Source organism: Helicobacter pylori (assembly GCF_016755635.1).
Taxonomy (GTDB): domain Bacteria; phylum Campylobacterota; class Campylobacteria; order Campylobacterales; family Helicobacteraceae; genus Helicobacter; species Helicobacter pylori_CQ.
This window is the reverse complement of record NZ_CP051500.1, coordinates 1532129-1558409: the sequence shown is the minus strand read 5'-3', so window position 1 is coordinate 1558409 and position 26281 is coordinate 1532129. Positions and strand designations below refer to the sequence as shown.

Sequence of the window (26281 nt, the reverse complement as noted above, 5' to 3'; positions counted from 1 at the left end):
AATCTTCATTTAAGAGCGCTCCAAATAAGTTTCTTTGAGGCTGGCCTTAGCCCTTTGCCAATTGGGCAAATACAAACTCAGCAAATCCCTAAAATATTCGTTATGGTGGCGCGCTTTTAAATGCAATAATTCATGCACAACCACATATTCAATGCCCTCACTAGGCGCTTTAGCCAATTCCAAATTAAAAAGCAAGGTGCGTTTAGCAATATTACAACTCCCCCATATCCGTTTCATTTTTTGGATTTTAAAGCTTTGTATGCTTTCGTTTAAAATCTTTTCGTATTGGTTGATGTAGGTTTGTATTTTTTCTCTTAAAACTTGTCTGTAGTAGTTTTCTAACACTTTTAAGCGGTTTTCTAAGCTTGTCTTTTGATGGACATGCAAGATTAAATATTTAGGGCTTTGGAGAACGAAGTGTTTTTTATGGTGTGTTCAATCTTTAACAAATAGCGTTTCCCAAAAAGATAATGGCTTTCTCTCTCTAGCATTCCTCTTTGGCTCTGTCTGTTTTGGTTTAAAAAATTTTGTTGCTGTTCTTTTATCCAAGGGAGTCTTTTAATCAAAGAAAGCCTAAGGCTCTCATCGTTTAAAGCTAGGGGGCAAGACACATGCACAGAGCCATCAGGCGGGCAAACGCTAACGTGCAAATGCTTAATATCCTTTTTTTCTATAGCGATGTTGGTATTATTTAAAGTCAAACAATAAGCGTTCATTAGTGATACTCCTCTATGTGTTTGGCTAAATTAAAGATGTTTTCTAACAAAACCTCATCGTTTATGATTTTTCTTAAAGCGATTTTAAGATTTTTTTCTTTTTGATTATGCCCCACCCAACCATCTTTTTTATTACCCCTTATGCATGCGTCTGTTTCTAGGGCTAAGGCTTCATTTTCATCTAAATTATCATAGAGGGTTTTTAAAGCCTTAGTGTTGATCTTTTTAGGGTAATTTTTATCTTCTTTATGGATAACTTGTTGGGCTAGATTGTGGATTTGTTGCAAGTATTCTAAATAGGTTAATTTCTTTTCCCTAAACTGGTTGATCAAATCGTTTAAAAGCGAAGATAATTTTTCGTAATACTTAGGATCGCTCGCTTCTTTTTCTATAATGCGTTTTTTAGTGTTGTTAGCGATGCTTTCTGCCATAGAGCTTTCATTTTTAAATACTTGAGATAACGCCTTATTAAAATCATCAATATTCATTTGGGCTAAAACTTCGCACAGCCCTTGATCTTCTATTTTAATGAGCGTCTTGCTGTCCGTGGCTTTAATGTAAGCGTCTAAGATCCGGCGCATGTCTTCGCTATAGCTTTTTAAATCCACGCTATCCCCACTACTCAAGCCAATCACCTTTTGTAAATGCCTGTAAAATTCCGCTTCTTGTTTGATTTTTTGCGTTTCTTCTTTAGAATAAACGGGCTTTTCTAAATTATTCAATTCCACAAACATTCTTAAAAACGCGCCAACAAGCTGGTAAAACAACCGCCTTTTTTGAGCGTTTTTTTCTAAATCGTTCCCACAAAAATAAGCGATATAATCCATTTCATCTTTTGGCTCTTTCACGCTTTCACAAAGCGATTTTAACTGATCTCTAGTTTCTTCTAATCTTTTCTTAATCTTTTGGGCTTTGTCAGAAATAAGCCCTTGAATGTCTTCTCTTTCATAGTTTTCAAACGCTTTATTGGTGTAATCGCTGTGCGCTTCTTGTAGGCTATCAAACAAATCCTTATAGTCTATGATACAGCCAAAATCCTTATCTTCGCTATCCAATCTATTCACCCTGCACACCGCTTGAAAAAGCCCATGATCTTGCATTTTCTTATCCATGTATAAATAAGTGAGGCTTGGCGCATCAAAACCGGTCAATAGCTTATCCACCACGATCAATAGCTTCATTCTAGCAGGCTCATTAATAAAACGCTTTTTAACTTCTTCTTCAAACTCTTTGGTTTTGTTAAGGGCTTTTTTCTCATCTTTTTCATTAAAAAAGTTTTGCAGCATTTTGCAATAAGTGCGGTATTTGTAACTCTCTTCGCTCTCATCACTCCCACAATCTTTAAGATCAGCGATATTGGGTTCATAGCTTGTGATCACAGCCACCTTATCCTTTAATTCTGTTTCTAAAAAGAGTTCAAAATACCGGCATGCGTTATACACGCTTTCAGCCACCAGCATGGCATTCCCCTTTCCATTGCTTAATCTTGGGAGTTTTGCCATATCCAATACAATATCTTGCACAATATGTTCCAATCTGTTTTTAGTGGAAAAAACTTTTTGCAAATTAGCCCATTTCTTTTTAAGCTCTGTTTTAGCCGCCTCATTCAAGCCTTGGGTTTTTAATTCAAAATATTCGTCTAGCTTTACAGGGTCGCTGACATACTGATTCACGCTTCTGGCTTCATAATTTAAATCTAACACCACCCTATCGCTAACGGCTTCATTAAATTTATAGCAATGGATGTAATTCCCAAACACTTCCTGGCTTGTCTTTTTCTCTTGTTTCAATAAAGGCGTGCCGCTAAAGGCGATAAAAATCGCATTAGGGAGCAGGCTTTTCATGGCTTTATGCAATTTACCGCTTTGGGTTCTGTGGCATTCATCCACTAAAACAACCCATTCCTTTAAAACAGGTTGTTTTAAGTCGTTGTCATCAAACTTATGCATAAGCGAGCTAACCAAAAATTTCTTATTTTCAAACAGCACGCTCAACAAATCCTTCTTGCTGTCGGCGCGATAAAGATTCTCGCCTATTCCCAAAAACACGCCTTGAATTTGAGCGTCTAATTCCCTCCTGTCCGTAACGATTAAAATCCTCGCTTGTTGGATATTCTCTCTTAGCCATCTAGCAAGCCACACCATGGTAAGGCTCTTACCGCTGCCTTGCGTGTGCCAGATAATCCCCCCTTCTTTTCTTTGGATAAATTCTTGCGTTTTTTTAATTGCAAAATACTGATGGAACCGGGCGCATTTCTTTTGCCCCTTATCAAAAATCAAAAAATCATGGATAAATTCTAAAAACCTTTTTTTATCCAAAAAGCATTCAATCGTTTCAAACAAATTTTTTAAAACGCCCTCTTCTTTCCAAGAAAGGTAGTATTTTTCTTTAGTTTCTATGACGCCATATCTTAGCCCTTGACTTTCATTACCCGCCATAACCAATTGGATCGTTTTGAAAAAATCTCTAATAAACTCTTTCTTTTGGTTGTCTAAATTTTGCCTGATACCGCTTTCCACGCTCACGCTGGATTTTTTCAATTCTAGCACCCCTAAAGCGATCCCATTAACATAAAGCACTATGTCCGGCCGTTTTGCGTTTGGCCCTTTAACGCTCACTTCTTCAGCCACGCTAAATTCATTCTTGGAAACGTCTTTCCAATCAATGAGATAAGTCGTTTGAGTGTTTTCATTCTGGCTTATTTTAGTTTTCACGCCATAAATTAAAAGCTCGTAAAATGTTTGATTCGCTTCGTATAAATCGTTTTTTAAAGCGTCATGGATTTTCTGCTCAATTTTACGCCACCTTTCATCATTGATTTTTTGATTTTTAATTAGCCATGCTTTTAGGCTTTCTTTATTGATGTTTTCGTTATCGCTCTTTGTTAAATCCCCTAAATACGCATAGCCCATTGCTTTAAAAGTTTCTATGACTTGATTTTGAACTTCTTTTTCTGTTTTCATCATAAACCCCTTAAGAACGCTTTTTACCGCTTTATATTATAATCCTAAAAACAAAATAGGGCGGTTAAAATGGCGATCAAAAAAAGCGAATTGTATAGCTCTTTATGGGCTGGAGCGGATAGTTTGAGGGGCGGAATGGATGCGAGCGAGTATAAAAACTATGTTTTGAACCTGCTTTTTTTAAAATACATCAGCGATAAAGCCAGAAACAATAGCTTTAGTGAAATAGAAGTGCCACAAGGGTGCTTTTATGAAGACATTCTCGCTTTAGAGGGCGATAAGGAAATAGGCGACAAGCTCAATAAAATCATCGCCAAGATCGCAGAGCGAAACGACTTAAAAGGCGTGATTGACAGCGTGGATTTTAACGATAACACTAAGCTTGGAGAGGGTAAAGCGATGGTAGACACCCTTTCTAATTTGGTTAAAATCTTTGCGGATTTGAGTTTGGGCGCGCATGGGGCTTTAGACGATGATTTGTTGGGTGATGCTTACGAATACTTAATGCGCCATTTCGCCAGCGAATCCGGTAAATCCAAAGGGCAGTTTTACACCCCTAGCGAAGTTTCGCTTTTATTATCCCTTTTGCTTGGCATTGATGAAAACACCAGACAGGATAAAAGCATCTATGATCCCACTTGCGGGAGCGGTTCGTTATTGTTAAAAGCTTCTAGTTTGGCCGGCAAAAAGGGTTTAACTATCTATGGTCAAGAAAAAGACATTTCCACCACAGCCCTTTGTAAAATGAATATGATCTTACACAATAGCGCTGATGCTGATATTGCTAAAGGGGGTTCTAGCACCCTTTCTAACCCCCTTTTTACTACTGAAAATGGCATGCTAAAAACCTTTGATTATGTTGTGGCTAACCCTCCCTTTAGCTTGAAAAACTGGACTGACGGGCTAAGCATAGACCCTAAAAGCAAGCAAGTCATTAACGATCGTTTCAATCGTTTTGAAGACGGCACGCCCCCTGAAAAAAATGGCGATTTTGCTTTTTTGCTCCACATCATCAAATCCTTAAAAGACACAGGCAAAGGGGCAGTGATTTTACCCCATGGGGTGCTATTTAGGGGGAACGCTGAGGGAGTGATTAGAAAAAATCTTTTACTAAAAGGCTATATTAAAGGCGTGATAGGCCTAGCCCCTAATCTTTTTTATGGCACTTCCATTCCTGCATGCGTGATCGTTTTAGACAAAGAAAACGCGCACGCCAGAAAGGGCGTTTTTATGATCGATGCGAGCAAGGATTTTAAAAAAGACGGCAATAAAAACCGCTTGAGAGAGCAAGATGTCCAAAAAATGATAGACACTTTTAACGCTTACAAAGAAATCCCTTATTATTCCAAAATGGTGAGCCTAGAAGAAATCAGCGCTAACGACTATAACTTGAACATCCCGCGCTACATTGCCTCTAAGCAAGAATTGGAAAAAGACTTGTTCGCTTTAATCAACAGCCACAAGGCCAGTTATTTGCCCAAAAACGAAATAAAAGCCTACGCCCCTTATTTTCAAGTGTTTAAAGAGCTTAAAAACACGCTGTTTAAAAAGAGCGATAAAGAGGGCTATTACGCTTTAAAAACAGAATGCGAAAACATTAAAGAATTAATCACCCAAAGCTCAGAATTCCAAGCTTTCCATGCTTCTGTTTTAAACGCTTTTGACCGATTGAATCTGTTTGAAACTTTTGATCATTTAGAGCCAGGTTTTAACCCAAAAACCCTCATAGAAAGCGTTTGTCAAAAGGTTTTAAAAGAATTTGAAAAAGTGGGAATTTTAGACAAATACGGCGTGTATCAGCTCTTCAAAGATTACTACAATGAAGTCTTGCAAGACGATTGGTTCCTCATCTCATTCAATGGCTTTAGAAGCGCTAAAGAATTAAGGAAATTAACCCCCCTAAAAAACAAAAACAAAAAGGCCAACTATTTAGAGGAGCCGGATTTTGTCGTTCAAAAAACCTACTACAAAAGCGATCTAATCCCTAAAAACTTGATCAAACAACGCTTTTTTGAAAAAGAAGCGAAAGAATTAGAAGCATTAGAAAACGCCCTCAACGAAAAAGAGGCCCTTTTAGATGAATTGATAGAAGAGCATTCTAACGAAGAGGGGCTTTTTGATGGGTTGAAAATCAACGAAAGCGTTTTGAAAAAAGAGCTAAAAAACGCCACCGATTTAGAAGATAAACAAATCCTAAAAACCGCTTTAGAGTTGCTAGAAGCGAAAAACAAGGCGCTAAAAATGAAAAATAAAGCTTATGAGGAGCTGGAATTAAAAGCGTTCCACCAGTATAAAAACCTTGAAATCAATGAAATCAAGGATCTCATCATCAAAGACAAATGGCTCAACAGCTTGAAAAACGCCCTAGAAAACAAGATTTTAAAACGCATCAACGCTTTTATTAGCGCCCTTAATGAAATCATTTCAAGCTACTCTAACAGCTTGTTAGAACTAGACAAAGAAGTCAAAGAGAGCGAATCAAAAGTTTTAGAGCATTTGAAAGATTTGGGGTTAATGGGGTGATAAACGCATGGACGCATTAACAACGCCCTCAAATTGGCAAAGAGTAAGGCTTGGGGATATATTATCTTACGAACAACCTACAAAATATTTAGTTGCCACAACGCAATACTTACAAAAAGGCTTTACACCTATTTTAACAGCAGGCAAAACTTTTATTTTAGGTTATACAAATGATAAACATGGAATTTATACGAATATACCTGTAATTATTTTTGATGATTTCACAACTGATAGCAAAATGGTAAATTTTCCTTTTAAGGTAAAATCATCAGCTATTAAAATTCTTAGCTTAAGGGATAATAATCAAGCGGATTTAAAATATATCTATGAAAAACTTACACTATTAAAACATCAAGTTACAGACCATAAACGCTATTGGATAGATGAATTTTCAAACTTTGAAATCCTTTTACCCCCTCTAAACGAACAAATCGCTATCGCTAATATTTTAAGCGATGTGGATCGTTATCTTTATTCTTTAGACGCTCTCATTCTTAAAAAAGAAAGCGTTAAAAAAGCTTTAAGCTTTGAACTATTGAGCCAAAGAAAACGCTTGAAAGGCTTCAATCAAGCTTGGCAAAGAGTAAGGCTTGGGGATATATTATCTTACGAACAACCTACAAAATATTTAGTTGCCACAACGCAATACTTACAAAAAGGCTTTACACCTATTTTAACAGCAGGCAAAACTTTTATTTTAGGTTATACAAATGATAAACATGGAATTTATACGAATATACCTGTAATTATTTTTGATGATTTCACAACTGATAGCAAAATGGTAAATTTTCCTTTTAAGGTAAAATCATCAGCTATTAAAATTCTTAGCTTAAGGGATAATAATCAAGCGGATTTAAAATATATCTATGAAAAACTTACACTATTAAAACATCAAGTTACAGACCATAAACGCTATTGGATAGATGAATTTTCAAACTTTGAAATCCTTTTACCCCCTCTAAACGAACAAATCGCTATCGCTAACATTTTAAGCGCTTTGGATCATGAAATCATTAGCCTTAAAAACAAAAAACGCCAATTTGAAAACATCAAAAAAGCTTTAAACCACGATTTAATGAGCGCTAAAATCAGGGTTTTAAAAAAATAAAGATTGTATTAAGAGAGGTTCTTTGCGCAATCCATGCAAAGCGTAATAGATTGTGAGAGCGCCCAAGTTGTTAAAATTGTTGTAAAATTCGTTTTTATTGATTGTCATTCTTTTTGCTCGCTTGTATAGGCCCTTAAAAAAGATTTTAGCTTTTGTTAATTTTAGTTTTTAGCGGGTGTGGTTTTAGATGAGTTTGTGGGATAAAGAGTATTGAATGATGTTTTAGTTTATTTGGCGAGAACAAAAGCCATGAATTTTTAGAGGGTTATTTTAATGGGTGCGAAAACGCCACGCTAAACAAAATAATGACACTACAAAACTGAATGAATAAGCACAAAGCAAGATTAATACCTTGCTTATAACCCCGTATTGCCCTGCCCTTCTTTATTGGCATAATCTTTCAATTCTTTATAAAGCAAAGATTGCAAGCGCGTGATAGCAAAATTCTTATTCTTTTCATCCACTTCAAGGCTTCTATTCAATACAGGCGTGCCTTGACAATCGCTCGCGCTAACAACCACTCTAATGCGTGTGATGCCATTAGCGCTGTCTGTGAAAACTTCATTTTTGATTTGATAGAGTTTTTCTTCATCGCTAGGGGTTAGCACTCTGGCATAAGCGCTTATGAGAGCGGCTTTAATCTCTGCATCGCTGTTGTTATCAAAAGTGATTTGCACTTTAGGTTTGAAAGCGTTTTGATAATAGATTTTTTCATAATTTTCTAACGAACCCACCGGGACAGAATACGCTTTTAAAATCCTTTCTATAGGCATCGCCTTAGCCAATAAATCCCCCATGCTCTTGGATTGCTGTAAAAAAACCCCTTTACAAACTTTAGGCATTAAGGTGGAAAACTGCCCATAAAGAGCGTCATACTTATCCCTTAAACCCTGCAAAAACAAGTTTTGATTAATCCTTACTCTGGTGTAGTAGATCCCTTTTTGCGCTTCTTGATTGACAATCTCTACATTATTCAATTCCAAGTCATCGGTCTTTAAGTTAATCGTTTGCGAATCGCTGGATTTTAACTTATTATCCACACGACTTTTTTGGATATGGATTTGGGAATTAACCACCACGCTAATAGACGCCACTAAATCCGCTAACGCTTTTTGTTTAGAAGCTTCTTTAGAAGTGGCTGAACCACTCCCATAAAGATAGCCTTTTTGGGTGTTTGTTTTGTTGTAGGCCTTGCTATACCACTTAGGCTCTGCGCTTAAATTGGCACCCACAAAAGCCATAAGGCATGCAAGAATAATCTTTTTCATATTAATCCTTACTCATTCATTAAAGCGACATGCTTCTTAGTAATCCTTAAAAGCACATAAACTTTATCCGTATCAATAAAAGTGGCCTTTAGCTCACTAGCCTTAATCTCTATTTTATCCCCCTTGAAAGCTTCCATCACTTTCTCTAAGGCGTTTTGTCTGGCTGAGGACAAGCTATAATCCATATCTGAAAGCAATATATCGCTCATCCCACACACTAAAATTTTTTCGTCTTTGGTTTGGGTCTTTTCAATCTGCACTTCTTTTGAGCAATCTTTTGCCCACTTAGGCAAGGATTTCCCCCACGCCACTCCCAACACCAAAACAAGCGCGATAGCAAGGCGTTTCATTAAAACCCTACTTTTTAACCATGCCTAACTCTTCGCGCACCTTATCCACAATTTGCTTATCCAAGCCCACTAAAACAAAAACCCTATCTTTACCGACATAGCGGGCAAGCATTTTAGAAGCGATCAACTCTTTATCCACTAATTGAGAAATTTTTTCAGTATCAGTGCCGCTGATGGACCTTTTACCAGAAGCGTCTACCGTTCTGGTTTTTTCGTTTTCCAAATCTTTTTGTAAAGTGGATTTTAAATTCGCCGCTAAATTAGCCCTAGCTTTCGCTGTAGCCTGATTCGTAGAATAATCCACATCATTATTGGTGATCAAATCTTCAGCCCTTCCTAAAAAGACCCCTGAATATTTTTCATACTTCGCCACTTTTTCTAAATCCCCTACTACCCAATCAGGAGCGCCTTTAGTCGCTTCTTTGTATGCCTTATTGCTTTTACTGATACCTGATTTTGGGGCATGGCTACAACCTACGATCACCATCGTTGCTACCACACTCATCCCTAAAATTTTTTTAACTTGATTTTTCATCGTTCATCCTTTCAAATATAAATTTAAAACATACGCTTATTGCTAGCGTTCTTCACAATAGGCTTAACATCGCTCCATACCTCTTCACCCGTTTTCCTGTTGGTAAGGCTTAGGGTGAAGTCATAGTCCAAGCGCTGCCTAGAACTACTAATAGAGGCTGCGATACTAGATACTTTACCACTTAAAGATAAATCAGCGGCTTTTAAAGTGCCTTTTTCTACAGTGGTGTCTTGATTATACTCTTCGCTCTCTCGTTCTTTTTCGCGCTGTTTCACCATTCTGCTATCGGCTGCAATGCCACTCCCTCCGCTCGCCCTTGTGATATTGAACCTCCCATTAGATCGCAACCGCAACTGCCGTGCGATTTCAGTCGTCAAAAGATTCATATCCAAATTGGGTTGCGTGGTGTCGTTAATCACATCTGAAACTTCAATCAAATGCTTGCCCTTGAGTTGCTCAAAATTAGGGTCGCTAAACATGGAATCTAACATCGCATTAGCGGTTAGCAATAAATCCGTGCTGTTAATACTTGCAGTCGTATTTTTAGTGGCATCATTCACGTTTTGATAAGTTGCCATCTCGCTTGAGCAACCCACCCACAATAAAGCGCTCAAAATCACCGAGCTTATAATTTTTAATTTTGTTTTCAATACCATAGTGATAGAAACTCCCTATTCAAAATTTAAAACAGATACTTCCGTTCCTAATTTTAAACTTCTAATCTAAACACACAGTGTTTTTGCGGATTTTAGCATTTTATGCGTCTTTTTTTTCACATTTTACAAGTTCTAGCCCTACAAATTTCACACTGCAAGCATTAATACCACAAATTCGCTCATTTTTAGCTTAATTAAAGAAACTTTTTTGACAAACATGCTTTTAAAAACGATAAAAAACGATTTTTGAGATAAAGAAACAATACAAAAGCCATTTGAAGTTAGCCCCTTTATAGAAAAAGGGGCTATGAAAAAAGACTAAATAAAAAAGGGGTTAAAAAAGATTTTTTTAAACTCTTATTTTTATAATAAGACTCTTTACAACGCTCTTTATAATAACGCTTTTAGAGCGTCTTCAATCGGTTTTTGAGAGCTAGGTTCTACAAGCCTTTCACCCACTTCTTTGGCGTTTTTGTAAAAAATCAAAGTAGGGATCTTACGAATGCCTAAGCTCTCTTTTAAATCCTGGCTTTCATCAAAAGAAACCTTAAAAAATTCCACCTTGCCTTTGTAAGTTTTGGCTAAATTTTCCATAATCGGCTCAATCTTCCTGCAATCCGGGCACCAGCTCGCCCCCACATTGACCACTACCGCTTGATGAGCGATTTTTTCTGCGTAATTCTTCCCGTTAATCACTTCTAACATGATAATCCTTAATTTTTATTTCCCCCAACCGCCGAAGTATAGCATAACTCAAGCGCTAATCCCCTTTAGTATTAGCCCTATTAGCCATAAACGCATGCAACTCATTGTATTCTTGGCGGTTTAAAAACCGCATTTTCCCTACCGGCAAGGCATTCAAATTCACAAAACCATAACGAACGCGCCTTAAATCCAACACTCCAGCGTTAAAAAACGCAAAAAAACGCCTCAATTCTCTGTTTTTCCCCTCATTAATAATGACTCTCAGTTTAGAATATTTGGCATGGTTTTTGATGATTTCATAACCAATAAAGGGGGCAAATTCCATGCTTTTAATGGGGGTTTTTTGGTGTGCTCCCTTAGTAGCGTTTTTTAATTTCAAGCCCTCTTGCATGGCGTTTTCCATCTCTCTTGTAACAAAACCTTGAATTTTAACAAGATACTCTTTTTCTAAATTCGCATGCATTAAAGCGCTCACCACCGCCTTACTATCGCTTAATAATAGCACCCCCTCGCTCGCAAAATCCAAACGCCCCACCGGCGCAAAATGGGCGTATTTTTTCTCCAAGCTTTCATAAATCACGCGCCGTTTTAAGGGATCGGCTTTACTCACCAATTCGCCCTTTGGCTTGTGATAAACCAGCACGCTGAATTTTTTGTTTTTTAAGGGCTTGATGAGTCGTTTGTCTAAAAACACCTTGTCGTTTTCTTTAACCACGCTAGCGAGTTTGGCATGCTCATGGTTGATTTTCACCCGCCCCTCTAAAACCAATTTTTCAGCCTCTCTTCTGGAATGCTTGGTGTAATGGGCTAAAAATTGGTTGATCCTCAAGCTAAATCCCTCCACTCTAATTCTTTAAAATCATCCTTAATCTTTTCATTTACCATTAGATCGCTTTGGATTTTGAATTGCTTATCCTTATCTTTGATGATCAAATACAAGGGGCGTTTGCCCTGGTGTTTTAGAGCGCTCTCTTTGATTTGTCTTAAAAACTCTTTTTTCACATCGTTTTCTAACACGATCGCTAAAGAGCAAGAGCTGGAGGCGAGTATTTCCATGGGGGGGATTTCGCGCACGTCTTCTTTTTGCTTTTCAGGGTCTTTATAGCGGGCTTTAGGGATTTTAACCTCTCTAGCGCTCTCTAAATCCAAGATTTCAAAAAGCCTTAATCGCGCGACTTCTTCTTGCTCTTCAATCTTGCATTTAAACACTAAAGGCTTATTAATATCCAACTCTTCTAAAGCACTCAATTGCTTTTCAAACAGCATGAGTTCAAACTTGCCGTATCTGTCTAAAATGTCCGCTGTGCCATAAGGCTTACCGCTTCGTTTGCCAATTTTCTTTTTAACCTCCATGATTTTACCCAGCAAATAAGCTTGCGAGCCGATTTCTAATTCTTCAATATCAATGCTTTTGACTAAATTTTTAAAGCCCTTAATTTCTTCTTTAAACTCGTCTAAGGGATTGCCTGAAACATGGATTCCTAAAGTCTCGTATTCGCATTCTAAAAGCGTTTTAGCGTCATGCTCGCCCAAATCAATCATGTCTAAAATAACCTGCTCTTTAATTCCGCCCCCCATGGCTCCAAAAAGGGAGTTACCCCCTTGCATCATTTCATTAGCTTTGTCTTTAGCGCGCCCGGCATCACAGATCAAATCCAAGTTAGCGAGCATGGTTTTTCTAGTGTAGCCTAAATTATCCAAGCTCCCTGATTTCACTAATGGCTCTAAAGATTTTTTAGTGAGTTTAGAAAAATCCACCCGTGAAATGAAATCTTCTAAACTCTTATAATCCCCTTTAGCCCTTTCTTCAATGATGTTTTTAATCGGCTCACCCCCAACCCCTTTGATCGCTCCTAAACCAAACACGATTTTCTTTTCTGGCTCGCCCTTTTGATCTTTAAACTCCGCCACGCTGAAATCTTGCATGGAAGAATTGATGTGCGGAGGCATCACTTCAATTTCTAAAGCCCTGACCTCATCAATATAGCGCGCCACGGATTCGATCTTATTGGATTCGCTAGTGAGCATCGCTGCCATGAACTCATGCTTGTAATAAGTCTTTAAATACGCCGTTTGGAAAGTGATCATCGCATAAGCGGCTGAATGCGATTTGTTGAAACCATAGCCGGCAAATTTAACGATCAAATCCCACAAATTAGCCGCCTTTTGGCCATCATGCCCTAAATTTTTAGCGCCTTCTACAAACTTAGCCTTATTGTCCGCCATGATTTGAGCGTCTTTTTTCCCCATAGCGCGACGGATGAGATCCGCTTCACCCAAACTGAAACCACCGATAGTTTGCACGATTTGCATCACTTGCTCCTGATAGACGATCGTGCCGTAAGTGGGCTTTAAAATCGGCTCTAATTCTTTAAACGCATAAGCGATAGGCTCAACGCCATGCTTTCTATTGACAAAATCATCTACCATGCCTGATTCCATAGGTCCCGGTCTGCCTAGCGCGATAATGGCGATAATGTCTTCAAAGCTTGAAGGCCTTAAGCGCTTGTTAAGCCCTTGAAACATTCCGGATTCAATCTGGAAGATCCCCACCGTATCCCCGCTTTGGATCGTTTTATACACTTTCGGATCGTCCATATCCAGCGATAAAAAATCCACATCAATGTTATGCTGCGTTTTAATGATTTTAAGCGCATCATCAATCACGGTCAAGGTTTTAAGCCCCAAGAAGTCAAACTTGATCAAATCCACCGGCTCTAAATACTTCATGGAATACTGCGTAACGATACCGCCGGTCTTTTCAGAGGCAAACAAAGGGGTTTTGTGCCACAACTCTTTTTGGCTATCCACCACTAAAGCTGCGGCATGCACGCCTGCGTTGCGGTTTAAATTCTCTAAATTGAGCGAATACTCCCACACTTGTCTGGCGGTGTCATTGCTCTCTACTAATTCCTTGATTTTAGGCTCTAATTCCCACGCTCCCTCTATGAACTCGCCATTTTTTTCATAGCCCTTAAGCGTGATACCTAAGCGATTAGGGATGAGTTTGGCAAAATCATCCGCCTCCTTATAAGGCATGTCTAAAACCCTTGCGACATCTCTGATCACGCCTTTAGCCAACATCTTATTAAAGGTGATGACCTGAGCCACATTGTATTTGCCGTATTTTTCAATCATGTATTCTATGATTTCTTTACGCCGGCGCTGGCAAAAATCCGTATCAATATCAGGCATGCTGATTCTTTCAGGGTTTAAAAACCTTTCAAAGAGCAAATCGTATTTCAAAGGGTCAATATCCGTGATTTTTAAAGCAAAAGCCACCAAGCTCCCGGCCGCGCTCCCCCTACCAGGCCCCACAGGAATGCCCATTTCTTTAGCGTAACGGATAAAATCCCACACGATCAGCATATACCCTGGGAATTTCATGCTCGTAATGACTTCAATTTCTTTTTCTAAGCGTTCTTGGTATTGATCATGCTTTTCTTTTGGTACTAAGATTAAGCGCTCTTTCAAGCCCTCTCTAGCCTTATGGGCAAAATAAGAAGCGTCATCTTCAAAACTCAGCCCCTCTTCTTTAGCGTAAACTTTAGTGAATTTGAAGCTTGGGGGGGTTGGGGGGTTCTTTTTATCGTCTTTTAAATCAATCTCTAAAACGCATTTATCAGCGATTTCTTGGGTGTTTTCTAAAGCTTCTGGAATATCTGCAAAGAGCTTTGCCATTTCTTCAGGGGACTTAATATAAAACTCATGCACGGAATGTTTCAAGCGCCCCTTATCGTTTAGGGTTTTACCCATCGCTACGCACATCGCCACTTCTTGAGCTTTGGCATCATTAGGCATGGTGTAGTGGGTGTCGTTGGTGGCAATGATTTTTAACCCTGTTTCTAAAGACATTTTAATGACCTGCTCATCAATGAATCGCTGATCTAAAATGCCATGGCGCATGATTTCTAAATAAAAGTCGTCTTCAAAAATCTCTTGGTATTCGCAAGCGATTTTTTTGGCTTCATCATAGCCTTTAGCCCCATACTTGCGGTTTCTCTCATTATGAGTATTCAAATGGTAATTGACTTCCCCTTGCAAGCACGCGCTAGAAGCGATAATGCCCTTAGAATGCTCCCTTAGAAGCTTTTTATTGATGCGCGGGAAGTAATAAAACCCCTCTAAATACGCCATAGAGCTTAAGAACATCAAATTTTCATAGCCCTCTTGGTTTTTAGCGAACAGGCACAAATGGAAACGCTGCTTGGTCTCTTTGCTAGAAAGGTTGTCATCATTATGGATATACGCTTCCATGCCGATGATAGGCTTAATGCCTTCTTTCTTCATGCTCGTATAAAAATCAATCGCTCCAAACATGTTCCCATGATCAGTTACGCTCACGCTTTTCATGCCCAATTCTTTAATGCGCTTGGCTAAGATTTTAATCTTGTTCGCCCCGTCTAAAAGCGAATATTCTGTGTGCAAGTGCAAATGCGTAAAAGCTTTATTCTCTTTCATCTTATAACCCTTATTTGGATTTAACGCCATTATACCTATCGCTCTTTAAAAAACTCTTTATTAGATTATTTAGTGGTGAATTATTTTAAAATGGTGGTTATAATAAGAAAGTTTTGTCTTATTTTTAACGCTATTTTAGGAGTTCATCATGAAAAAATCCGTTTTATTGGGCGTTTGCCTGGCTTTTTCTTGCGTTTATGCCTTGAACGATTTAGAATTGATTAAAAAAGCGAGGGAAAGCCAGTTAGAACCCATGCCTATGGGCAAAGCGCTCAAAGAATACCAGATCAAAAAAACCAGAGATGTGGGTATTGGCACCAAAAACAGCGAGATCATGACCTCCGCTCAAGTGGAATTAGGCAAAATGCTCTATTTTGACCCTAGGATTTCCACTTCCTACCTCGTGTCTTGCAACACATGCCATAATCTGGGCTTAGGCGGGGTGGATTTAGTCCCAAGTGCGGTAGGCTCTCAATGGAAGAAAAACCCCCACCTTTTAAGTTCCCCAACGGTGTATAACTCTGTGTTTAACGATGTGCAGTTTTGGGATGGTAGGGTTACGCATTTAAACGAACAAGCGCAAGGGCCGATCCAATCTTCTTTTGAAATGGGTGCTGATCCTAAAGTGGTGGTAGAAAAAATCAATTCCATGCCAGGCTATGTCAAACTCTTTAGAAAAGCTTATGGCTCTAAAGTCAAAATTGATTTTAAATTGATCGCTGATAGTATCGCTATGTTTGAAGCCACGCTTATTACCCCAAGCCGTTACGATGATTTTTTAAGGGGCAATCCTAAAGCGCTCAGTAAAGCCGAAAAAGAGGGGCTGGATTTATTCATTTCTAAAGGCTGTGTGGCTTGCCATAACGGCATCAATCTTGGGGGAACGATGCAGCCTTTTGGGGTGGTCAAACCTTATAAATTCGCTAATGTGGGCGATTTCAAAGGCGATAAAAACGGGCTTGTGAAAGTGCCTACTTTAAGGAATATCACCGAAACGATGCCTTATTTTCATAACGGGCAATTTTGGGATGTCAAGGATGCGATTAAAGAAATGGGCTCTATCCAGTTAGGCATTGAAATCAGCGATGCAGAAGCGAAAAAAATTGAAACTTTCTTTGAAGCCTTAAAGGGTAAAAAACCTAAAATACTCTATCCAGAACTCCCCATAATGACAGACAAAACCCCTAAACCCTCTTTTTGATTTTAAAAAGTCCTTTTAGGGGGCTTTGACGCCAAATCTAAAAAACGCTCAAAGCATCTTTTGCAATCAAAATAATAAAAAAGCTTTCAAAAAACAAGCGACAATCCCTTAAAAAGCGATCTTTGTGGGGTTTAGAGGGATTTAGTTGGAGGGTTGTAGGGGGAGAATTGTTTCAAAATACCCCTATCCTCTTAAAAGAATGAGTTTTACTCCTATTTTTTAAAAATTTTTTAATCTCTTTATCATTTAGAATGTTTTTTTGATTTTAGATCGCATTTAAAACACAAAACATAAACTCAAGGCGTTTTCAAATAAATTTTCATTTTTTGGTTGTCTAAAATAAGCGTGTCTTTGCCCTTAGTTACCGTAAAATTACCCTTAAAATTCTCCATAAATTCCAATTCAAACGCCATCAAATGCTCATCTTTACACACTTTTCTTGAAATCCCGCTATCTTCAATCCCAATGTGCCTATCGCCTTGCCATACATAGCTGGCAAAATACCGGTTGCAATAGCCTTTGCCATAAATACGATTTTCTTTTTGATCAAACACAAACTCTCCCATAGAGCTTTTAGGCTTGGGCTTCTTTTTAAAAAGCTCATACCAGTGTTTTCTTTTTTCTTTTTGCTCCTGCTCTTTGGCTTCAATCGCTGTTTTATCTTCAGGCAAAGCGGTATTTAGAGAGGAATCTTGCTCTTCTTCATGCTCTCTAAAAGCGCTATCAGCGAGCATGGTTTCAATGTCATAGACTTGATGGTTCATTTCTACTTTTTGGATATGCCAATCGTTACTAGAAAGTTTTTTGTCAAACATTTTTAAAAAAAAACACCCCGAAAAGACACAAGCCGTTAAAACGCTTGCTCCAGCCAATCGTAAATTCAAACAACTCCTCCTTGATGTTTTATTTTTTTAACGGGCTTACGCTTTGCGCTTCAATGGCTTTTTTAATCAAAGAAATCGCTTCTTGCATCGCTTGCGTGCTGACATGTTGGAGGGATTGTATCGCGCTTTCTTGAAAATCTTGATTGCCATTTTTACTCGTTTTGGTCGTTTTATTTTCCAAGCTAGAAATATTTTCATGCTTAATGATCACTCCAGAATGCGAATCGCCTTTCACGCTAATGTCATAGCCTAGTGCAAATTCCGCCCTATAGGTAGAATTTTCTTTTTCTAAAAGAGAAAACGATAAAATCGTAAAACGGACCGCATAAGTGGGTGCGCCCGCGCCATAAGGGGGCAAAGCCACGCCTAAGCATGCTTTTTGCGCTTCTTGCATGAACATGGTTTTTAGCATGTTGCGAGGCAAGTCTATCCATTTTTGGTGCTTCCCATGCGTGATCTGCCCGTCTTGCGCTTTAAACACGATCTCTTTAGTGTTGAATAAATCCGCGCTCAAAATACTAATGAGTCTCACTTCAGTCAAAGGTTTAGGGCATTGCGTCATTTCAAAAGAACTCGCATTCAAATCATAAGTTCTGATTTCTGGCAGCATTTGTTTTAAATTGATGCTCAAGCAACCCTGAAGCAATAGGGCGAGTGCTGATGAGAATGAAAAGATTTTTATCGCCGTAGCTCTCATGGTTATTTCCTTTCTCCAAAAATCGTTTTATAGGGGTTAGCGTCAAATTTGTCTATCAAAGCAGAGCCTTTTTCCACAAAATTATCAATGTTTCTTAAGCTCAACTGCGCTTGCATGATTAAGGGAGTAAACATCGCTTTAAAGTCGTATTGCCCTTGTTTTAGGCGCTTATCCACATCTAAAGCCACGTTATTGACATTAGAAACAAGGTTGTTAGCGTTGCTGATTAGCGAATCAAATTGAGTCTTTCTTGAATCCAAGTTAGCGATGAGATCATCTACTGAAGCGAGAATGTGCTTGAATTTCTCCACATTTTCATCGTCTAAAATCCTATTCACATTCCTAATCGCTTTCATCACTTCTTGCACCACTTGATTAGCATCACCGCTCAAGCGATCCATAAGCCCTTCTTTAAAGATTAAAATCCGCTCCCCCTTATCGCCACTACCATAAAATTCTTCATTGTGGCTTTGCTCTAAGGCTAAAAATTTTAACCCCATAAACCCTCTAGAAGAAACCGCCACTTTGGAGTCTTTGCGGATCTTAACGCTGGATTTAATCATCAAATCCAAACGGACCACCCCCACTTTATCCTTTGCAAAACCCACTTTGATGACATTACCCACTTGAATCCCTTTGTAATTAATGGGCGAGTTGGTCGCAATGCCTCCCAAGTCTTTGTCCGTATAGACCACGTATTCATAATACTTTCCGTCATCTAAGCCCAAATGGCCTAGCCATAAAATAAAACCCACCATGCAAACCAAGCATAAAAAGAAGAGCCCGCCGATTAAAGTGTAATTCACATGCCTTTCCAAAATTTCTCTCCTCGTGTTGAATTGAATAAATTGCCTTCATCTAGCCCTTGAGTTTGAGCCTTTTTAATAAAATCCTTTAAATCCCCATTAAATTCTAATAGCCCGTCTTTGAGCATGATAAATCGATCCACGCAATCATGCACGGAGTCTAAATCATGCGTGATCATCACCACCGTAAGCTGCAAGCTCTCTTTGAGTGTCATGATGAGTTCATCAAATTTGCCCGCGCTATAAGGATCCAGCCCGCTTGTTGGCTCATCTAAAAATAAGATTTCCGGATTAGTTGCCATGGCCCTTGCTATACCCACGCGCTTTTTCATCCCCCCGCTCAATTCATAGGGGTAAAGGTGGTAAGCCCTAGGGGGCAAACCCACTTTTTCAATCCACATTTTAGAAATTTCTTCAACAATTTTTTTAGAATAAGTGCCGTATTGCTCTAGCATCACGCCCACATTTTCTAAAACGGTTAGAGAGCTATAGAGTGCACCAAACTGGAAGCAAATCCCGCAGCGGTTAAAAATCTTTTGCTGCTCTCTTTCTTTGAGTTTCCATATATCTTCCCCAAAAAGCAACACTTCCCCCTTTGTAGGGCGATTGAGCAAGATCATGCACCTTAAAAGCGTGCTTTTACCGCTCCCTGAACCCCCTAAAATCGCCATCACTTCGCCTTTATGCACGCTAAAACTCACGCCCCTATGGATAATGGTGCTCCCAAAAGCACTATGGAGATCCTTCACTTCAATTAAGACTTGATTGTTAATAGCGTTCATTATATGTTCAACTTAGAAAAGATGATAGAAAAAATAGCGTCTAAGAAAATGATCCAAAACAACGCGTTCACGACGCTAATAGTGGTCAAGCGCCCAATGCTCTCAGTATCCCCCTTGACTTCAAACCCGCGCATGCACCCTACCATCGCAATCGCAAACCCCCAAAAAGGGGCTTTGACAATCCCTACCAAAAAATGATTCCAACCCACTGTGTCATGCAGTCTGTCTATATAACTTGGGAAGCCCAAATCCAATTGGTATTTAATTGCAAACATGCCCCCAAGAATGGCGAACGCATCGGCAATAAACACCAATAAAGGCAAAACAATCACTAAGGCTAACACCCTAGGCAACACTAAAAATTCAAAAGGGTTAAAGCCCATGGTTTTCATTGCGTCTAATTCTTCAGTGATCTTCATCACCCCAATTTGCGCGGTAAAACTGCTCGCGCTCCTCCCAGCAACCACAAGGGTTAAAATAAAAGGGCCGATCTCTCTTAAAGCGAGTTTAGCCGTCATTTCCACCGACATTAAAGGCGCGCCCAGTTCTTGTAATTGCAAAACCCCTTGTAAAGCAACGGCAAACCCCACGATAAACACCGTTAAAATACTCACTGGCAAAACCTTAAACCCGGATTCATTGATGTGATAGAGCAAAGGAGTGATGCAAAAGCGTTTGGGGTTGAAAACGCTTTTAATAAAGTAGAATAAAATCATGCCACAAAAATTGAACGCGTTTAAAAAGGTGTTGTAAGTCTCTACGATACTCTTACCCAATTTAGTGATCATGAGTTCGTATTTTTTGCCCGCTTTTTTAGATTCCAAATCGTCTTCTTTTTCAAGCCAATCTTTAACCACTTTCAAAGCGCAAGCGTTATTCTCGCTCACGTTGCACAATTCAATGTTTAAAGAACGCTCCCTAACTAAATCAAATAAAAACATGCCAAAAACAAAATCCACTTTTTGGCACCCTGAAAAATCCATTTTTAAAGACCCTTGATGATCTAATAAATTTTTTTTCAACTCATCTAAACGAAACACGCTCGTTTTAAAATCCCAATCCCCTCTTAAAATCAGCACAGAGTTCGCCCCATCTTTACGCATCTCTAAAAATTTTTGTTTCTCTGTCTTCATTAAAATATATTCTCTCTCAGATTAGGTAAAATCTATTAACAAAATTTTGTTTGTTAAAATGGCTATTTTAACACAATGATAAAACAAAAAGTTAAACAATGTTCTGTTTAATAAAGGATTAGTTATTTTTAAAATGTTTAAAAAAATCATTTTTTTTGGCGTTTTCTTAATAGGGGGATTTGTTATTCCGCCCCTTAAAGCCATGCCTATTTTGCATAATAAAACCCCTAAAAAAAATTACCAAGAAGCCCATGAAAAGCTCTATAGAAGCATCATTAACCGCCAAAAGCTCACGCGCAAAAAAAGCGGGTGGTATTTTTTAGGAGGGTTTGGCGCTGTAGAGGCCATTAAGGACTATCAAGGCAAGGAAATGAAAGATTGGATTGCAACGCTCAATTTAAAAACCGGCGTGCAAAGTTTTTTTAAAAAATATATTGGGATCAGGGGGGTTTTTGCATGGGATCTTGGGTCAGGAAAAGTGAATTACCAAAGCTATAAAGATCCTACCAACTCTTTTTTTACCATGCTTGCGGTGGGTTTGGATGTGATCATGGAATTTCCTCTAGGGAGTTATAAGCATTATTTAGGGGCGTTTGGGGGAGCTAGAGGGGCTTTAGTCGTTTATACAGACAAGCAAAATTTCAAGTTTTTTAAACATTCGGTGGTTTCAGGGGGCTTGGCGATTAATGGGGGGGTTATGCTCACGCTTTTTTTAAGACACCGCATTGAATTAGGGTTTAAAATCTTACCCACCGCCAGATTGCTTTCTAGCTCCAAACGCTTTGAGACTTCGCCCTTATTTTATGCGGCATACAGCTATAAATTTTAACCTTTTAGCCAACTTCAAAAATCCAATCTTTGGGGGCTTCTTGTTCGCCTTGCTGGATGGATAAAAGCAAGTCATAGAGTTGTTTAGTAATATGGCCCGGCGCTTCAAAAAAATAAGACTTGTTATTGTGCGTGATTTCTTTAATGGGCGTAATGATTGCAGCTGTCCCGCACGCTCCAGCTTCTTTAAACGTGCCCAACTCATCCATTAGGATTTCCCTCTCTTCTATGTTGAGGTTCAAATATTCTTTAGCCAAAACCATCAAGCTTTTTTTGGTAATGCTTGGCAGAATGCTTGGCGAATGCGGGGTGATAAAGGCGTTATCATGCGTGATGCCAAAAAAATTCGCCGCCCCCACTTCTTCAATCTTAGTGTGCGTGGCAGGATCTAAATAAATGCAATCATCATAGCCTTGCTCTGTGGCCATTTTATGGGCTAACAGGCTTGCAGCATAATTCCCTCCCACTTTCACCCCACCGGTGCCTTTAGGCGCGGCCCTATCAAAAATCGTAGTGATAAACCTAGCCCCTCCTTTTTCTATACCCCCCTTAAAATACGCCCCCACAGGCGCGCAAAACACGATAAAAAGGTATTCATTAGCCGGCTTCACCCCCAAATTATCCCCTACGCCTATGACAAAAGGGCGCAAATACAAACTCGCCCCGCTTTTATAAGGAGCGAGCCATTTTTGATTCGCTTTTATTACTTCAGTGCATGCCCTTAAAAACAGCTCTTCGCTCACTTTAGGCATGAGCAGTCTTTCGCATGAAGTTTGCAAGCGTTTGGCGTTTTCTAAAGGGCGGAAGAGTAAAGCCTTCCCCTTTTGAGAGCGGTAAGCCTTCAAGCCTTCAAAACAAGCCTGCCCGTAGTGCAAGACCGGCGATCCTTCGCTGATTTGTAATGCATTTTCGCTAACCAATTCGCCATGCGACCAAGAGCCGTTTTTATAACTAGCGATGAAGCGAAAATCCGTTTTAATGTAACTAAAGCCTAGATTTTTCCAGTCTAAATTTTCTAAATTTGCCATTTCACACCTTTAAATGGATGGTTTTAGGTGTGATTGTATCTAAAAAGGGGTTAAAAATCCCTCAAGTAACTGATTTGAAACGCATAGACTCTACGCACATCAGCCTGTAAGGTGTATCCCTTTTCGTTGGTAAGAGAGAAAAGCCGGTGCGTGATCGTAGGCACTTTAATCCCTAATTCTAGGCTATTGTGTTTAGCGATATGGGTGCGGATCCCAAATTTCCATAAAAACTGGAAATTGGCCGGGCTATAACTGGAATTGCTGTGGTGTTTTGCATAATTAGCGATCTCTTTACTGATGCTCGTTGCCCAACTATCCCCGGCTAATTGGATCCCCACCACAAAACCAAAAACCATGTTTTCTTTATTCACAAAATTCCACAGCGTATCCAACCCTACACCATAAGTGAATAAATTGACATAGTATTGCCCTTGATAAGACTCCCTCTCCGTTAAAGTATTCCCTCCAAAACTAAAGCTATTGTAAATAAACCCGCTATCGCCCACCGGAATACCCTTTTTCATCACGCCAAAGCGGTTGTGCGCGTAGTCAAAAAACCCATAATAACGCATGCCAAACCATTTTTTCTTACCGAAAAATTGCTTATAGCCCACTTCAAAACCCGCTCCTGCGTAAGGCGGGAACTTTATCAAAGGCTTTTGCAAGCCGTTGTCATTCACCATTTTAGTCTGATTTTGTATCATGCTCACCTGGTAATTGACTCCCACAAAAGCCGCGCTCTCTTCAGCGCTCGCTAAAACACCCAAAGCCCCTAACAATATAATTCTTTTCAACATTCAGTCTCTTCCCTTTATTTTTTGATAATCGCTCTATATTATATTAGCTTAAAATGGCTAAGTATTACTTATAAAGAAATAATAATATATTTTTTCTTAAACTCAATTAAAAAAACTAACCTTTTAATTCATTCCAACGCTTAGCGATAAACGCGCTCGTTTCTAACGGCACCCTCAAAGGATACACTTCATCATTAAGAATGCGTTGGATTTCTTGTTGCAACTCTGGGGCGTTTTTTTCTTCAATTTCAAAAATCAATTCGTCATGCACTTGCAAAAGCAGCCTCACCGAAGGGTTATTTTTGAAACGCTCGCTCACTTTGAGCATGCCCAATTTCAATAAATCACTCGCGCTCCCTTGAAAAATCGCATTCACGCCCTCTCGCAAATAATTGCCCTTGATATAGTCATTTGCGCCGGTAAAATCAAACACCCTATAACGCCCAAGCAAAGTGAAGGCTTTAGAAGTTTTTAAGATCTCTTCTTTCATGCGGTTTAAATAATCTTTAATGCTAGGGAATCGTTTGAAATACGCCTCTATGTAGCTTTTAGCCTCATTTAAAGAGATGTTTAAAGTTTCGCTCAATTTCTTACTCCCCATGCCATACACCAGCCCAAAATTAATGCTTTTAGCGATGGATCGTTTTTCTTTGGCTAAATCTCCACCAAACAACGCCTTAGAAGTTTCTAAATGGATGTCTCGCCCCTTTAAAAACGCCTCCATTAAATCCTTATCCTGGCTGAAATGGGCTAACAAGCGCAATTCAATCTGCGAATAATCCACCCCTAGCAAGCAATATTCTTTAGAGCTAGCGATAAAGCCCTTACGAATGAGTAAGCCTTTAGGCGATCGCACCGGGATATTTTGCAAATTAGGCGAATGCGAGCTTAAACGCCCGGTAGCTGTGCCGGTTTGGATGAAAGTGGTATGGATTTTATCGTCTTTGTCTTTTAAGCGCAATAAGGGGGTGGTGTAAGTGTTAAAAAGCTTGTTCAATTCCCTGTATTCCAAAATCAAAGGGATACTTGGGTGCTTGTCTAGGATTTTTAACAAATTTTTTTCATCGGTAGAATGGCTTTTATTTTTAGGAAGCTCTAATTTTTCATACAAAATCTCGCTGAGTTGTTTGGGGGAGTTGAGGTTGAAATCCACGCCGATTAGATCCAAAATTTGGCGCTCTAAAACATGCAATTCGTTTTTAAACTCCTGCTCTAAGCGCTTGAAATAAGGCGCATCAATCTTAAAGCCTTGAAATTCCATGCCCATTAAGACTTTCATAAAGGGCGTTTCAATGTCTCTAGCTAAAGCAAGCAAACCCTCTTCTAGCCCCCCTTTTTCAAAATACTCGCACAAACGCTTCAAAGCGTTTAATTCCCTATCCAATTGCTCTAATTTTTCCGCCTTGCTTGTTGTTTTAAAATCTTTGATTTTTTCATGCGGGATTAATTCCTCTTTTAAATATTCCTTTAAAACCTCATCAAACCCCACTTTTTCCGGATTCTTTAAAAACGCTAAAATTTGAGTGTCTTGGATGCGGATATTTTCTAAAGACACCTGGTATTTGGCTTTTAAAAAGCTCAATAAGGGTTTTAAATCATGCCCAACGATTTGTGCATGCTGTAAGATTTGAGAAAAAGCGTTTTGCAAAAACTCCAAAGAAAAGGGCGAAAATAACGCCTCTTCTAAGGGTAAAAAATAGCCTTGATCTTGTAATAAAAACGCTAGGGCCAGAACTTTTTTTTCTTTATCTAGCACCAAGCGCATAAAAACCCTAGCGTTAGGATTTTTTAATTTTTCTAAAAACGCGCTCAAAGGCGCGGCGCTTTCCAAAACGATTAAGTGCGATTTTTTAGGGGCATTTTCTAAGGCGGATGTGCTGTCTAATATAGGGGCGTTTTCTAATATAGGGGCGCTTTCTAATATAGGAGCGTTTTCTACAATTAAAGGGGAATTTTCTAAATCCCTTAAAGTGGAAATAAAACCATATTCTTTCAATTCATCTTTAATTTTCAATAAAGGGTTTTCGCTAGGAAAAGCGCAACTCAAAAAATCAAATTCTTTAATGCATTCTCTCTCTAAAGTGGCTAATTCTTTGCTTAAAAACGCGCTTCCTTTATCTTGTATCAGGGCTTGATACATTTTAGGGCTGAGTAAATTTTTCGCCAAGTCTAAATTTTCATAGATTTTTTCCAAACTCCCCAATCGCTGCAACAATTCCTTAGCGTTCTTGCTCCCAATGCCTTTAATCCCCTTGTAATTATCGCTGCTATCCCCCACAATGCCTTGATAATCCGTGAATTGACTCGGCAAAATCCCGTATTTTTCCACGCAATCTTTCGCCAAAAACTCCGTTTTGCCATCAAAAAGCGCGATTTTATCGCTCAAAAGCTGGTTAAAATCCTTATCTTTAGAATAAATGCGCGTTTTATAAGGGCTTAGCGTGGCTAGGCTTGCGATCACGTCATCGGCTTCAAACCCGCTTATTTCCACGCAAGTAAAACCCATTTTTTGCAACCATTCTAAGGCGATAGGGATTTGTAAAAGCATCTCTTTAGGGGCGTCTTTACGATTTTGTTTGTATTCGCCTAATTTTTCGGCTCTTTTCGTTTTAGTCTGGCTTTCTAGAGCGAACACGATAAAAGGCATGTTTTTTCTGTCTTTATAAAATTTTTTAACCATGCCCACAAGCCCCGTTAAAAGCCCCGTAGGAAAGCCCTTATCGTTGGTTAAAGGCTTATTTTTAGCGCTCATGTAATAGCTTCTAAACAAATACGCAAAAGTATCAATTAACGCTAAAGTCCCTTCTTTAATGACTGGCTGCTCCATCATTCAACCCTCT

Annotated in this window: 20 protein-coding genes and 1 pseudogene; 4 read left to right on the top strand and 17 right to left on the bottom strand. The window is 39.1% G+C overall.

What is annotated here, in order from left to right; all coding sequences use genetic code 11:
- Positions 1-9: 9 nt before the first annotated feature.
- A pseudogene (locus HG567_RS07355) lies at positions 10-716 on the bottom strand (YgjP family zinc-dependent metalloprotease).
- Complete coding sequence (locus tag HG567_RS07350; RefSeq protein ID WP_202163805.1) at positions 716-3679, bottom strand: type I restriction endonuclease subunit R; 2964 nt, start codon at positions 3677-3679, stop codon at positions 716-718. Before HG567_RS07350 ends, HG567_RS07355 begins: the two are co-directional and overlap by 1 nt.
- A 69-nt stretch (positions 3680-3748) precedes the next feature.
- On the opposite strand from HG567_RS07350, the gene HG567_RS07345 reads away from it, so the two are divergent.
- Together HG567_RS07345 and HG567_RS07340 are read left to right on the top strand one after the other, a co-directional pair.
- On the top strand, positions 3749-6202 hold the full coding sequence (locus HG567_RS07345; RefSeq protein WP_202163804.1) for a type I restriction-modification system subunit M: 2454 nt from the start codon (positions 3749-3751) through the stop codon (positions 6200-6202).
- A gap of 7 nt (positions 6203-6209) precedes the next feature.
- On the top strand, positions 6210-7310 hold the full coding sequence (locus HG567_RS07340) for a restriction endonuclease subunit S (protein WP_202163781.1): 1101 nt from the start codon (positions 6210-6212) through the stop codon (positions 7308-7310).
- 356 nt (positions 7311-7666) lie between these two features.
- Here the strand turns inward: HG567_RS07340 and HG567_RS07335 are convergent, their stop codons facing one another.
- The 7 genes from HG567_RS07335 to dnaE all read right to left on the bottom strand — a co-directional run bounded on the left by HG567_RS07335 (position 7667) and on the right by dnaE (position 15285).
- Entirely contained in the window at positions 7667-8578 is a 912-nt protein-coding gene (locus tag HG567_RS07335; protein WP_202139673.1) for an LPP20 family lipoprotein, read from the bottom strand.
- 8 nt (positions 8579-8586) lie between these two features.
- Positions 8587-8928, bottom strand: coding sequence for a hypothetical protein (locus tag HG567_RS07330; RefSeq protein WP_000824767.1), 342 nt, complete (start codon positions 8926-8928; stop codon positions 8587-8589).
- A 7-nt stretch (positions 8929-8935) separates the two neighbouring features.
- Positions 8936-9463, bottom strand: coding sequence for an LPP20 family lipoprotein (locus HG567_RS07325; protein ID WP_000795979.1), 528 nt, complete (start codon positions 9461-9463; stop codon positions 8936-8938).
- Positions 9464-9486: 23 nt separating this feature from the next.
- Positions 9487-10119, bottom strand: coding sequence for a penicillin-binding protein activator LpoB (gene lpoB, locus HG567_RS07320; protein ID WP_000243392.1), 633 nt, complete (start codon positions 10117-10119; stop codon positions 9487-9489).
- Between the two features lie 390 nt (positions 10120-10509).
- Entirely contained in the window at positions 10510-10824 is a 315-nt protein-coding gene (locus HG567_RS07315; RefSeq protein ID WP_000895147.1) for a thioredoxin family protein, read from the bottom strand.
- Positions 10825-10879: 55 nt separating this feature from the next.
- Positions 10880-11668, bottom strand: coding sequence for a pseudouridine synthase (locus HG567_RS07310; protein WP_000398359.1), 789 nt, complete (start codon positions 11666-11668; stop codon positions 10880-10882).
- Positions 11650-15285: a DNA polymerase III subunit alpha gene (dnaE, locus tag HG567_RS07305; protein ID WP_202163803.1), complete on the bottom strand. Its 3636-nt coding sequence runs from the start codon at positions 15283-15285 to the stop codon at positions 11650-11652. Before dnaE ends, HG567_RS07310 begins: the two co-directional genes overlap by 19 nt.
- A 148-nt stretch (positions 15286-15433) precedes the next feature.
- Here dnaE and HG567_RS07300 point away from each other — a divergent pair, with 148 nt between their 5' ends.
- Positions 15434-16486 carry a cytochrome-c peroxidase gene (locus HG567_RS07300; RefSeq protein ID WP_202137980.1) on the top strand — a complete coding sequence of 351 codons (1053 nt, stop codon included), beginning with the start codon at positions 15434-15436 and terminating at the stop codon, positions 16484-16486.
- Between the two features lie 296 nt (positions 16487-16782).
- On the opposite strand, the gene HG567_RS07295 is transcribed toward HG567_RS07300, so the two are convergent.
- The 5 genes from HG567_RS07295 to HG567_RS07275 are packed head-to-tail and all read right to left on the bottom strand — an operon-like array spanning position 16783 to position 20788.
- On the bottom strand, positions 16783-17370 hold the full coding sequence (locus HG567_RS07295; RefSeq protein WP_001053525.1) for an META domain-containing protein: 588 nt from the start codon (positions 17368-17370) through the stop codon (positions 16783-16785).
- A 19-nt stretch (positions 17371-17389) separates the two neighbouring features.
- A complete protein-coding gene (locus tag HG567_RS07290) occupies positions 17390-18067 on the bottom strand; it encodes a hypothetical protein (protein ID WP_033597009.1) in 678 nt (225 codons plus the stop codon).
- A gap of 2 nt (positions 18068-18069) precedes the next feature.
- A complete protein-coding gene (locus HG567_RS07285; RefSeq protein WP_000439508.1) occupies positions 18070-18885 on the bottom strand; it encodes an MlaD family protein in 816 nt (271 codons plus the stop codon).
- A complete protein-coding gene (locus tag HG567_RS07280) occupies positions 18870-19655 on the bottom strand; it encodes an ABC transporter ATP-binding protein (RefSeq protein WP_025451316.1) in 786 nt (261 codons plus the stop codon). The genes HG567_RS07285 and HG567_RS07280 overlap by 16 nt, the downstream gene beginning before the upstream one ends.
- Positions 19655-20788: an ABC transporter permease gene (locus HG567_RS07275; RefSeq protein WP_202163802.1), complete on the bottom strand. Its 1134-nt coding sequence runs from the start codon at positions 20786-20788 to the stop codon at positions 19655-19657. Before HG567_RS07275 ends, HG567_RS07280 begins: the two co-directional genes overlap by 1 nt.
- A gap of 133 nt (positions 20789-20921) precedes the next feature.
- Here HG567_RS07275 and HG567_RS07270 point away from each other — a divergent pair, with 133 nt between their 5' ends.
- The gene (locus HG567_RS07270; RefSeq protein ID WP_202139665.1) at positions 20922-21617 is read left to right on the top strand and encodes an outer membrane protein; all 696 of its coding nucleotides are present in this window, start codon (positions 20922-20924) and stop codon (positions 21615-21617) included.
- 4 nt (positions 21618-21621) lie between these two features.
- Here HG567_RS07270 and ilvE read toward each other — a convergent pair whose 3' ends face one another.
- The 3 genes from ilvE to polA form a co-directional block, all read right to left on the bottom strand.
- Positions 21622-22644 carry a branched-chain-amino-acid transaminase gene (gene ilvE, locus HG567_RS07265; protein WP_202139664.1) on the bottom strand — a complete coding sequence of 341 codons (1023 nt, stop codon included), beginning with the start codon at positions 22642-22644 and terminating at the stop codon, positions 21622-21624.
- Positions 22645-22694: 50 nt separating this feature from the next.
- Positions 22695-23441: an outer membrane protein gene (locus HG567_RS07260; RefSeq protein ID WP_202139663.1), complete on the bottom strand. Its 747-nt coding sequence runs from the start codon at positions 23439-23441 to the stop codon at positions 22695-22697.
- Between the two features lie 115 nt (positions 23442-23556).
- Positions 23557-26268 (bottom strand): DNA polymerase I, encoded by a 2712-nt coding sequence (gene polA, locus HG567_RS07255; protein WP_202164032.1) that lies wholly within the window; start codon positions 26266-26268, stop codon positions 23557-23559.
- Positions 26269-26281 lie beyond the last annotated feature (13 nt).